The following is a 12,819-nucleotide window of genomic DNA, read 5'->3' as shown; positions in this document are numbered from 1 at the left end:
ACTTTACTATGAAGTTAATTGATAATTTAAGGAATATCTGGAAAATTGAAGAGTTGCGTGATCGTATCATAATGACTTTAAGTTTGTTATTGGTGTATCGATTTGGTGCTCAAATTACCTTGCCTGGTATAGATTCTACCCAGTTAGTTGGATTAGCTTCTAACTTCAAGGACGGTATTGGTGGTATTTTAAATGCTTTTACAGGTGGCGCTTTCGCGAAAGCATCAGTTTTTGCATTAGGTATTATGCCATATATTTCAGCTAGCATTGTTGTTCAATTAATGGGTATCGCGATACCATACCTACAGAAACTTCAAAAGGAAGGAGAGTCTGGAAGAAAGAAAATTAATCAAATTACACGTTGGCTCACTATTGGTATTTGTTTGATACAAGCACCGAGTTATATGCTTTCCTTAAAAACATTAGGTGTACCTGATTCTGCATTTATGATGCAAGATCAGCAAACATTGTTTTTAGTTCTAAGTACAATAATTCTAGTTACTGGTTGTGTGTTTGCTATGTGGTTAGGTGAGAAGATAACAGATAAAGGAATAGGTAATGGTATTTCTTTGTTGATCATGGTAGGTATAATTGCGACGTTACCTCAGGCATTTATTCAGGAAATCACTTCTAGAGTTGATGGTGTTGGTGGTTGGTTTTTAATTATAGTTGAAGTGGTAATATGGTTATTGATTATTGCAGCTTGTGTAATGCTTGTAATGGGTGTTCGTAAAATACCTGTTCAATATGCTCGTAGATCTGCAACTGGTGGTTATGAGAAAAATGCTTTCGGTTCTCGACAGTATATTCCTCTTAAGTTGAATGCTTCTGGTGTAATGCCTATAATTTTTGCTCAAGCAATTATGTTTGTACCATCCGCTATAGGTCAAATTGATGCTTCATGGGCAAAATCCATTGGTAATGCATATACAGACATTTTTGGATTTTGGTATAATCTTACTTTTGCATTATTAATCATAGTATTCACTTATTTTTATACCGCGATCACGGTTCCTACTAATAAGATGGCAGATGATTTAAAGCGTAATGGCGGTTTTATACCAGGAATAAGACCTGGTACAGAGACTTCTGAGTATTTAGACCGTATTATGTCTCAGATAACTTTACCTGGTTCATTATTTCTTGCAGCCGTTGCCATTTTCCCAGCATTAATATCTTTAATAGGTGTTCAGCAATCTTGGGCACTCTTTTATGGTGGTACTTCATTATTAATTATGGTGGGTGTGGCTATTGATACAATGCAACAGATTAATTCGTATTTACTGAATCGTCATTATGATGGTTTAATAAAAACAGGAAAAAATAGAAAAGCAGTAGCATAATGGCAAAACAATCAGCAATTGAGCAAGACGGATCAATCATTGAAGCTTTATCTAATGCAATGTTTAGGGTAGAGTTAGAAAATGGTCATGTTGTGACTGCGCATATCTCAGGTAAGATGCGCATGCACTATATAAAATTATTACCTGGAGATAAAGTAAAATTAGAAATGAGTCCTTACGATTTAACGAAAGCAAGGATCACTTATAGATACTGATATGAAAGTAAGAGCATCAATTAAAAAGAGAAGTGCTGATTGCAAAATAGTACGTCGTAAAGGACGTTTGTATGTAATCAACAAAAAGAATCCTAAATTTAAACAAAGACAAGGTTAAGCTATGGCTAGAATTGCAGGGGTAGATATCCCAAAAAATAAAAGAGGAGAGATAGCATTAACGTACATTTATGGTATCGGTAGGAATCGTGCTAAAGATGTTTTGATTTCTTGCGATGTAAGTGTTGATAAGAAGGTTAACGAATGGGATGATGATGAAATCGGTAAAATTCGTGCTGCTATCGGAGAGTTTACTATTGAAGGTGAGCTTAGATCTGAGACTCAATTAAACATTAAACGCTTAATGGATATTGGGTGTTATAGAGGTATTCGTCATAGGTCTGGTCTTCCGTTGAGAGGACAACGTACTAAGAATAACTCTAGAACTCGTAAAGGAAAGCGTAAGACTGTTGCTAACAAAAAGAAAGCAACTAAATAACAATTAATATGGCAAAGTCTAAAACTGTAGCTAAAAAGCGCAAAGTTATTGTTGATAGTGTAGGAGAAGCACATATATCTTCATCTTTCAACAATATTTTGATTTCATTAACAAACAAGAAGGGTGAAGTTATTTCTTGGTCCTCAGCTGGGAAAATGGGTTTCCGTGGGTCAAAGAAGAATACACCTTATGCTGCTCAACTTGCAGCAGAAGATTGTTCTAAAGTTGCTCATGAAGCTGGCTTACGTAAAGTGAAAGCTTACGTAAAAGGTCCTGGTAATGGTCGTGAAAGTGCGATTCGATCTATACATAATTCTGGTATTGAGGTTACTGAAATCGTTGATGTGACTCCATTACCACACAATGGTTGTCGTCCACCGAAAAGAAGAAGAGTTTAATAATTAATAATAATATCTAGTGATTATTCGGCTACTGAAGGATATAGACCTGAATTCATAGTACATCACTTACTTAAATTTTAAAACAAATGGCAAGATATAGAGGTCCTAAGGCAAAAATTGCTCGTAGATTTAGAGAACCAATTTTTGGCCCTAGTAAAGCTTTGGAGAAGAAAAATTATCCTCCAGGTATGCACGGTAACGCAAGACGTCGTGGTAAAGAATCTGAATATGCAGTTCAGTTAAAGGAAAAGCAAAAAGCTAAGTACACGTATGGTGTATTAGAAAAGCAATTCAGACTGATGTTTGAAAAGGCTGTTCGTAGTACAGGAATTACTGGTGAGGTGTTACTTCAGTTATGTGAATCTCGTTTGGATAACGTAGTGTACCGTATGGGTCTTTCACGTTCTAGACGTGGCGCTAGGCAATTAGTTTCACACAGACATATCACTGTTAATGGCCAATTGGTAAACATCCCATCATACCAATTACAACCTGGTGATGAAGTAGCTGTACGTGAAAAATCTAAATCCCTAACTGCAATAGATGACGCGTTATCTAGTAGTGATAAAGTTTATGACTTTATAACATTCAATAAAGCATCAATGAAAGGTACTTTTGTAACTGTTCCAGAACGTTTACAAATACCTGAAAATATAAAAGAGCAATTAATCGTTGAATTATACTCTAAATAATAACCAACTCATTTAATAATCTTATGGCAATATTAAATTTCCAAAAGCCGGATAAAGTAATCATGATTGATTCTACTGATTTTGAAGGTAAATTCGAATTCAGACCATTAGAACCAGGTTATGGACTTACAGTTGGTAATGCACTTAGAAGGGTATTATTATCTTCGTTAGAAGGCTTTGCAATCACATCAATCCGCATTGAAGGAGTGGATCACGAATTTTCTACTATTGAAGGTGTTGTGGAAGATGTTACTGAAATTATCTTAAATTTTAAACAAGTTCGTTTTAGAAGACAAATAGACGAGGTTGATAGTGAAGTAGTTAATGTTTCATTCTCAGGAAAAGACCAGTTTACTGCTGGAGACATGCAAAAGCATATTTCAGGTTTTCAGGTTCTAAACCCTGAAATGGTTATCTGTAATACCGAAAGCAATGTTAGTTTTAATTTAGAGCTTACTATTGAAAAAGGTCGTGGTTATGTTCCTGCAGAGGAAAACAAAAACAGTAATGCCGCTATAGGTACTATAGCAGTAGACTCTATCTTTACTCCTATTAAAAATGTTAAGTATAGTATTGAAAACTATCGTGTAGAACAAAAAACAGATTTTGAAAAATTGGTTTTTGAAATTATTACTGATGGTAGTATTCATCCTAAACATGCATTAACAGAAGCTGCTAAAACACTCATCCACCACTTCATGTTGTTTTCTGACGAGCGCATTACTTTAGAGGCTGATGAGATAGCTCAAACTGAAACTTATGATGAAGAAAGTCTTCACATGAGACAGTTATTGAAAACAAAGCTTGTTGATATGGAATTATCAGTAAGAGCTTTAAATTGTTTAAAAGCTGCAGAGGTTGAAACTTTAGGGGACTTAGTTTCTTACAATAAGAATGACTTAATGAAATTTAGAAATTTCGGAAAGAAATCTTTAACTGAGTTAGAAGAGTTAGTAAATGTCAAAGGGTTGAACTTTGGTATGGATTTAGCAAAATATAAATTAGACCGTGACTAGTCTTAAAGCTAGTTAAAGAATATATATAACATGAAACACGGAAAAAAAGTAAATCATTTAAGTAGAAAAACAGCTCACCGTAAGGCAATGTTGTCAAACATGAGTTGTTCTCTAATTGAACATAAACGTATAAATACTACGGTTGCAAAGGCTAAAGCGCTAAAGCAATTCGTGGAACCATTAATCACTAAGTCAAAGGAAGATACTACTCACAATCGTCGTTTAGTTTTTTCGAAGCTTAGAAGCAAGGAAGCGGTTACCGAATTATTCAGAGATGTAGCTTCAAAAGTTGCTGACAGACCAGGAGGTTACACAAGAATTATCAAACTAGGTAATAGATTAGGTGATAATGCTGATATGGCTATGATAGAACTTGTAGACTACAATGAAGTTTATAAACTTGACGCAAGCAGTAAGAAATCTACAACACGTCGTAGTAGAAGAAGTAAGTCTTCTTCAAAATCTGCACCTGTTGTTGAAAACAATACAAATGAAGAAGAATAAAATTCTTTATAACTTGTAAAAAAAGGATCAATGAATTATTCATTGATCCTTTTTTTTTAAATTATTTTTGATTTTTAATTAATTATGGGATACTTAGAAAAAAAGGATGCAATCATCTTATTAGAAGATGGAACGGTTTTTCATGGTAAAGCTGTTGGAGCTGGCGGAACTGCGACAGGTGAGATTTGCTTTAATACAGGAACAACAGGTTATCAAGAGATTTTTACTGATCCAAGTTATTTTGGACAAATCATGGTGACTACAAATGCACACATAGGTAATTATGGAGTGTCAGTAAATGATGATGAGTCCAATTCTGTTAAAATTGCGGGCCTTGTTTGTAAAAACTTTTCAGAGGTGTACTCAAGAGAAAATGCCGATTCTGATTTGCATACGTTCTTGAAAAAGCAAAACCTTGTTATTATTTCTGACGTTGATACTCGTGCTTTGGTTTCGTACATTAGAGACAATGGGTCGCAAAATGCAATTATTTCTTCTGATGTTGTAGATCCTAAAATGTTGAAAGCAGATTTGTCTCAGGTTCCTTCAATGAAAGGCTTAGAATTAGCCTCAAAGGTATCATGTAAGGAGCCGTATTATTTTGGTGATGAAAATGCACCAATTAAAGTTTCTGCACTAGATTTAGGGGTGAAGAGGAATATATTACGAAACTTAGCAAGTAGAGGTGTTTATATCAAAGTGTTTCCATATGATGCATCTTTTGAGGATATGAAATCTTTTGAGCCAGATGGATATTTCTTATCAAACGGTCCAGGAGATCCAGAGCCACTAAAATCGGCCATTAAAACAACTAAGGATATATTAGAAGCAAATAAGCCACTATTCGGTATTTGCCTTGGCCATCAAGTTATAGCTCTTGCAAATGGTATATCTACTTTTAAGATGCATAACGGTCATAGAGGTATCAATCATCCTATTAAAAATATGGAAACCGGCAAAGGGGAAATCACTTCACAAAATCATGGTTTCGCAATTAATAGAGAAGAGACTGAGAAAAATAAAGATATAACTATTACACATTATCACCTTAACGATAACACAGTCGCTGGTATTAAACATGTTTCAAAACCTTGTTTTTCGGTACAATATCATCCTGAAGCTGGACCTGGACCTAATGACGCGACTTATTTATTTGACCAATTTATAGATTTAATCAACAAAAATAAAGAGATATAATGAGCACAATTATAGAAGTACACGCAAGACAAATATTTGATTCACGAGGGAATCCAACAGTAGAAGTAGATGTATTTACTTCTAACGGTGTAATGGGAAGAGCTGCAGTTCCATCTGGAGCTTCTACTGGTGAACACGAGGCTGTTGAGTTACGTGATGGAGGAAAATCCTTTATGGGAAAAGGAGTAGGTAATGCAGTTAACAATGTAAATACCATAATTGCAGAGGAATTGTTAGGGACCTCGGTGTTTGAGCAGGCTTACATTGATCAGTTGATGATAGATCTTGACGGAACACCAAATAAAGCAAAATTAGGTGCTAATGCAATTTTAGGTGTTTCCCTTGCTTGTGCAAAGGCTGCAGCAAATGAATTGAACCAGCCATTGTATAAATACATAGGTGGTATTAGTGCATGTAAATTACCAGTACCTATGATGAATATCATTAATGGAGGTTCTCATAGTGATGCTCCTATAGCCTTTCAAGAGTTTATGGTGATGCCTGTAGAAGCTGAGAGTTTTTCTCATGCATTACAAATGGGTACTGAGATTTTCCATCACCTAAAAAAGGTGCTGCATGATCGAGGTTTAAGCACAGCTGTAGGAGATGAAGGTGGATTTGCGCCTACATTGGATGGCACTGAAGACGCTCTCGATACGATTTTAAAAGCAATTAAAAATGCAGGTTATACTCCTGGTAAAGATGTAATGATTGCGTTAGATTGTGCTGCGGCCGAATTCTTCGTGGACGGAAAATACGATTACAAAAAATTTGAAGGTGATAATGGTGTCATTCGTTCTAGCAAGGAGCAGGCAGAATATTTAGCCTCATTAGCAAACAAATACCCAATTATATCTATTGAAGATGGAATGGATGAGAACGACTGGGAAGGCTGGAAAATCTTAACAGATCTTGCTGGAGATAAAGTACAACTGGTAGGAGATGACCTTTTCGTGACTAATGTTGAGCGTTTAGAAAAAGGAATCAAAAATGGAATTGCAAACTCTATTCTTATTAAAGTTAATCAAATAGGTACTCTAAGTGAGACTATTGCGGCAGTTACTATGGCTCATAAAGCTGGTTACACTTCAGTGATGTCACATAGAAGTGGTGAGACAGAAGATCACACGATTGCAGACTTAGCGGTAGCACTTTCCACTGGACAAATTAAAACAGGATCTGCCTCTCGATCTGATCGTATGGCAAAATATAACCAACTACTTCGTATTGAAGAAGAACTAAGTGATTCTGCATACTATCCTGGACGAGACGCATTTCAATTATAAAATGATTTTATAATATTACGCTTTCGCGAAAGCGAGATAAAAAGCCATCTATTAACGATGGCTTTTTTTATTACATAGCCTGAAGCGATAGAAACATCGATTAAAAGCGTATAAATTAGTTAAAATTATGTTTTTAACGTCGAAAGGTGCTTTTTATTCGCCGACGTGTTGTTTATTTGTGATTCCAAAAACTAATTACAAATGAAAAAATTATTACTTGTCACCTTCTGGGTGCTACTGCCTTTTTTTACGTTTGCTCAATCCATATGGCAACCAGCAAATACTCATCAACTAGATAAAATAGCTGATCACTTAAAACCTATTCAACCAAATACGTACGATCTTTTTGAAGTAAATGTAGATGCATTATCTGATAGATTAGATAATGCGGTGGATAGATTCTCTGGAGGAGCAGCCATTGATGTTGATTTTCCTGTAGAAAACAATCAGTTTGAAACTTTTAGTGTTTATAGTTCAGGAACGGTGTCACCAGAATTACAAATTCAATATCCAGAAATCACTTCTTTCGTGGGGCAAAGTCAACAGAACCCATTGAATAAAATTTATTTTACAATTACTTCAAAGGGTTTTCATGGATTAATCACAGGAGAAAAGATTCTTTATATGGATCCCTATTCAAAAGTTTCTCCAGAATCTATTATGATTTATAACAGGAAAAACTTGAATAGACCTAGTGACGATAATTTTGAGTGTCATACACAAGACGAGGTAGATTCACTTGTGATAGAGGAACTTGAAGCAAATTTGACAACTAAAGCTTTTAGAGATAGAGTTTTTAGAACTTACGATATCGCTATTGCAGCTACTGCTGAATATACTGCATATCACGATGATGGTAATGCCTCAAATGGAAATGCAATTTCAGATGCTCTTGCAGCTATAGTTGTTACTCTTACAAGAGTTAATTCGGTTTATGAACTTGAAATGTCTATGAGATTTTCTTTGATAGGAAATAATAGTAGTATTATCTATACAAACTCTCAAACCGATCCATACAGTAACTATTCAGGATCTGCAATGCTTTCAGAGAACAGAAATAATTTAAATGCAGTCATAGGTTCAGGAAATTTTGATATCGGTCATGTTTTCTCTACAGGTGGTGGAGGAATCGCTGGTACCAGTCCATGTGGATCTGGTAAGGCAGAAGGTGTGACAGGAATTGTTACTCCAGAATTTGATCCATTCGATATCGATTATGTATGTCACGAAATAGGTCATCAATACGGTGCTAGCCATACATTTTATAATGGTTGTTTTGGTGGATTTCCGTCCTCTCAACCTTTTGAGACTGGAAGTGCTTCAACTATCATGGGTTATGCTGGAATTTGTGCTCCTAACGTTCAAGACAATTCTGATGCATATTTTCACGCAGTTAGTATTCAACAAATGCATAACTCAATTGACATTGACGTTTGTGATGATGAGCTTAATCTAAATAGTAGCAATCCTACAGCTCCTATTTCAAACAATTTAGCTACCAAGTTTTTACCTATATCTACCCCATTTAAACTCACTGCAAACTCAGGTCAAGCTCCAGATGGCGGAGAGGTTTACACTTACAATTGGGAGCAATGGGACACAGGTTCAGATGCAAATACTGGAGCTCCACAGCCTCCTTTAAGTACTAACACTATTGGACCAATGTTTAGATCTAAGTTTGCTAGTACAGATCCAACTAGGTATTTCCCAAACCTTGAAGAGGTTCTTAATGGTTCAGATGATATTTGGGAGACACTTAATTCCGTTTCTAGAGATATGAGATTTGTGTGTACCATAAGAGATAATAATCCTAATGGTGGACAAACAGATCGTGGAGAAGTAATTGTTATGCCTCGTTCTGTCGTAGGGCCTTTTGTAGTAAATACTCCTTTATCGACTGAAATTTGGCATGAAGGTGAGACAAAATCTGTCACTTGGGATGTTGCTGGAACAAATAGAGTTGAACTTGCTACTGAAGTAAATATCTTGTTATCTTTAGATGGAGGTTATACGTATCCAGTAACTCTAGCAAGTGGGGTAAGTAACACTGGATCAAGAAATGTGACCATTCCTACTGGAACAAAAACTAACAATGCTAGAATTATGGTTGAAGCTGTTGGGAACTACTTCTTTAACGTGAATAATGGTAACTTTAAAATTAAGGAAAGTACTTTTGAATTAACTACAGCTACAAATGATTTTTCAACTTGTAAACCTAGTAATGGATCATTTTCATTTACTTATAATGCTGCTCCTGATTTTAATGAGACAGTAACGTTTAGTGCCATAGGATTACCAGCTGGATTAACAGCAAATTTTTCTCCTAGTACTACTTCGAGTGATTCCAATGTAGATGTGATTATATTAGGTACATCGAGTGTGGATGCAGGGGAATATGATTTTAGTGTTCAAGCGCAATCTACTTCAGCCACCATCTCTGAAGACTTCAGTTTTAAAGTTTTTGAAAATAGTGTAGGAGACGTCGTGCAAACCAGTCCAATGAATGGCGCAGGTAATCAAGTAGCAAATCCATTATTAGAATGGATCGACCTAGAAAGTGCATCCAGTTATTTGGTTGAAATTTCAGAAAACAGTAATTTTTCTTCTATTGTAGAATCTGATACAGTTTCTTTTCAAAATAATTATCAACCTTCATCATTAGTTCATAGTACCATTTACTATTGGAGAGTAACGCCGTCTAATGATTGTTCTACTGGTCAAAACGCGAGCATATCCTCTTTTCAAACCGCACAAGATGTATGTAGAGTTTATGACAATGAAACTTACATTAATACTGCGCAGCCTACAAATAGACAAAATGAATGGAGCGCAACAAATGTTAATGCCGTAAGCGCTATAATTGATGTGCCAGACGATATTCAAATAACAAACTTAAGCTTTTATATGAACGCCACACATAGTGATACCGGTGATATAAAGATGCAACTGAGTGCTCCTAGCGGTAGGTTTTCTGAGGTATATAATAGAGATTGTGCAGATGGTGCGAACTTTAACCTTACAGTAAGCGATCAAGGAACGCAAAGCTTCGGTTGTGCTTCTTCATATAGAGGTGCTTTAACTGGTAATCAACGTCCTGGTCAGGCCTTTTCACGATTTAATGGTTTAAATGCACAAGGAGAATGGGTTCTTTTAGCCACAGATAGAGTTGGAGGAAATAGAGATCGAAACGGTAATATTATACCTGCTGATGGAGGAACATTTAATGAATTCTCTGTAACAGTTTGTGGTAGATTACAATACGTAAACGATATTGATAATAATAGAAATCTAGGTTTAATTACTAATTATAATGCGACTAACACCATTGATCAAACTCTTCTTAGGTCTGCACAAGCAGGATTTACAAATTCGAATTTAACCTACGTAGTAACTAACGATACTGATTATGGTCAGATTCAACTTAATGGAGTGAACTTGAACGTCGGAGATACCTTTACCCAAGGTGATTTAAATAATGGTCTTATACAATATGTTCACGATTCTACAGAGCTTGTGAATGCAGACTCCTTCGATTATACTGTCTTAGGTGGTTCTAATACCCTATTAGAAGGTCAAACATTTTCTATAGCCATTAACGATCCTGTACTTACCTATAATGGTGCATCATGGGAACCATTTGCACCTAACGCAGATACTGGAAGCTTAACTGCCGAAGTACTTTCTGGTGTAGCTCCTATTAGTTTAGATTCGCAAATCAATAACTTGACTGTTTTTGGAGGAGTTCTAGATATCGCCACAGATATATCTTTTACTGTAAATGGAACTTTAACAGTAGATGGAATTTTAGACGGAAGAGATGGTAGTCTTATAATTAACAACTCAACAGCACAAACAATATCCGGTTCTGGAACGTTGGAATTAGGAGTTGTAGAGGTCAACAATAGTGCTGGGCTTACTTTCAATACAGCTACAAATATTTATGATGTGTTAAAACCACAATCATCTACTTTATTTTTAAATGATAATGTCACTTTTAAAAGTAACGCCACGAGCACGGGACAGCTAGATAATTCACAAAACGCAACTATTAATGGAAATGCTAAAGTGGAACAATTCATTCCAGCCAAAAGAGCCTATAGATTTCTCGCCTCTTCAGTGAACTCTACAAGTTCTATAAGAGCAAACTGGCAAGAAGGTGGTTCTAATGCGCCAAATTTCGGTACACACATTACTGGTGGTGGAGCGATTAATGGTTTTGATGTGAATAGTTCAGGTGCAAATTCGCTTTTTACTTTTGATAATAATAACCTTGCTTGGACGGCCTTTACTAACACAAATATGGAAACGCTGCAAGTAGGAGTTCCTTTAAGAATGTTTGTTAGAGGTGATCGTACAGTTGATTTGACTGATAATAACACAACTCCAACAAATACTACCTTAAGATCGAGTGGAACAATTTATCAAGGTGATTTTACACAAAGTTTTACAACAGCAAACGGCGAGTTTGCGATGATAGCAAATCCTTATCAAGCAATTGTCAACTTTGAAGAGGTACTTAGTGATGCGAGCACCTCTGGATTAAACCCTACATTTATGTATGTTTGGGATCCTAATATTAATACTAGAGGAGCCTATGTAACCGTAGACGTTACTGTAGGTGATGGTATGGCATTACCAGCAAGTAGTACTGCAAATAAATTTTTGCAACCTGGACAATCCGTTTTTGTTCCTACTACAGGACCTTCAAGCATACAATTTAGAGAAAGTGATAAGGCAGTAAATCAAACACTTACACAAGTGTTCAGCTCGTTTAATCAAAATTCATTTTTGAGTATAACGCTTAAGGATGCAGCAAGTATGAACTTGTTAGATCAAACTATATTTCAATTTGATCCTACTTTTGATAACGCGGTAACTACACAAGATGCTTTTAAATTTACAAATATAGATGAGTCCCTTGCTTCAATGGTAAATGGAGATTTATTAAGTATTAATAGAAAACAACTTCCTATTGCGAGTGAACGTACAAATTTACATTTACGTAATTATAGGTCTTCTACTTATGTTTTTGAGATTGAAGTAGCACTAGGAGCAGGTTTAAATGCGACACTGGTAGATCAAGAATCTGGGCAACGTACGCCTCTACAAGATGGAATGAACAGCATATCTTTTAATGTAAACGCTTCTGGTAGTGACGTCGATAGATTTTATATAGAGTACAGTAATGTAACTCTTAATTTAAACGAGATTTCCTTGTCAAATAGTTTATCGATTTACCCTAATCCGGTTACTGAGAATACATTTGTTCTTAGTAGTGATTATTTAAATGGGAAAGAGGTTACAATGATCCTATTCAATACGCTCGGGCAACGAGTTTACGATGTAACGACTGAGTTTAATAATAACTTTACCATAAAACCATCCTTAAAATTAAGCTCTGGAATGTATATTTTAAAAGTACAGACCGCAGAAGAAAGTGGTACAGTAAAAGTTATTGTAAGATAATATTTGTTAGTTTTTGGTACTTACAAATTCTTGAACGGCGACCTTAATTGGTCGTCGTTTCTGTTTTATCATGCTTTCGCGAAAGCGGAAATCTTATACATTATCTTGTTAATTTTATATCATTTCAATAGCTGACCAACTATATCGATGGATTAAAAACTAAATTTTTATTAAAGTAGCCCACTTCGATGGTCAAATAGTGT

At 35.6% G+C, this 12,819-nt stretch carries 11 protein-coding genes; all 11 read left to right on the top strand.

The window, feature by feature from the left end; all coding sequences use genetic code 11:
- Positions 1-8 precede the first annotated feature (8 nt).
- The 11 genes from secY to DDD_RS02415 all read left to right on the top strand — a co-directional run bounded on the left by secY (position 9) and on the right by DDD_RS02415 (position 12,616).
- The gene (secY, locus tag DDD_RS02460; protein ID WP_015361147.1) at positions 9-1,343 is read left to right on the top strand and encodes a preprotein translocase subunit SecY; all 1,335 of its coding nucleotides are present in this window, start codon (positions 9-11) and stop codon (positions 1,341-1,343) included.
- Positions 1,343-1,558, top strand: a complete 216-nt coding sequence (gene infA, locus DDD_RS02455; protein ID WP_015361146.1) for a translation initiation factor IF-1 — start codon at positions 1,343-1,345, stop codon at positions 1,556-1,558. Before secY ends, infA begins: the two co-directional genes overlap by 1 nt.
- Before the next feature lies 1 nt (position 1,559).
- Positions 1,560-1,676, top strand: coding sequence for a type B 50S ribosomal protein L36 (gene ykgO / locus DDD_RS17480; RefSeq protein ID WP_015361145.1), 117 nt, complete (start codon positions 1,560-1,562; stop codon positions 1,674-1,676).
- 3 nt (positions 1,677-1,679) lie between these two features.
- Entirely contained in the window at positions 1,680-2,054 is a 375-nt protein-coding gene (gene rpsM, locus DDD_RS02450) for a 30S ribosomal protein S13 (RefSeq protein ID WP_015361144.1), read from the top strand.
- An 8-nt stretch (positions 2,055-2,062) separates the two neighbouring features.
- Positions 2,063-2,452, top strand: coding sequence for a 30S ribosomal protein S11 (rpsK, locus tag DDD_RS02445; protein ID WP_015361143.1), 390 nt, complete (start codon positions 2,063-2,065; stop codon positions 2,450-2,452).
- Positions 2,453-2,541: 89 nt separating this feature from the next.
- Entirely contained in the window at positions 2,542-3,147 is a 606-nt protein-coding gene (rpsD, locus tag DDD_RS02440) for a 30S ribosomal protein S4 (RefSeq protein ID WP_015361142.1), read from the top strand.
- 23 nt (positions 3,148-3,170) lie between these two features.
- Positions 3,171-4,163 carry a DNA-directed RNA polymerase subunit alpha gene (locus DDD_RS02435; RefSeq protein WP_015361141.1) on the top strand — a complete coding sequence of 331 codons (993 nt, stop codon included), beginning with the start codon at positions 3,171-3,173 and terminating at the stop codon, positions 4,161-4,163.
- 30 nt (positions 4,164-4,193) lie between these two features.
- A complete protein-coding gene (gene rplQ, locus DDD_RS02430; RefSeq protein WP_041566863.1) occupies positions 4,194-4,667 on the top strand; it encodes a 50S ribosomal protein L17 in 474 nt (157 codons plus the stop codon).
- An 84-nt stretch (positions 4,668-4,751) separates the two neighbouring features.
- Entirely contained in the window at positions 4,752-5,864 is a 1,113-nt protein-coding gene (carA, locus tag DDD_RS02425; RefSeq protein ID WP_015361139.1) for a glutamine-hydrolyzing carbamoyl-phosphate synthase small subunit, read from the top strand.
- A complete protein-coding gene (gene eno / locus DDD_RS02420; RefSeq protein ID WP_015361138.1) occupies positions 5,864-7,150 on the top strand; it encodes a phosphopyruvate hydratase in 1,287 nt (428 codons plus the stop codon). The genes carA and eno overlap by 1 nt, the downstream gene beginning before the upstream one ends.
- A gap of 201 nt (positions 7,151-7,351) precedes the next feature.
- Positions 7,352-12,616: a reprolysin-like metallopeptidase gene (locus DDD_RS02415; protein WP_015361137.1), complete on the top strand. Its 5,265-nt coding sequence runs from the start codon at positions 7,352-7,354 to the stop codon at positions 12,614-12,616.
- Positions 12,617-12,819: the final 203 nt, after the last annotated feature.

Source organism: Nonlabens dokdonensis DSW-6, assembly GCF_000332115.1.
GTDB classification, from domain to species: Bacteria; Bacteroidota; Bacteroidia; order Flavobacteriales; family Flavobacteriaceae; genus Nonlabens; species Nonlabens dokdonensis.
Note: the sequence above shows the minus strand (reverse complement) of the source record. Positions and strands in the feature narration are given on the sequence as shown.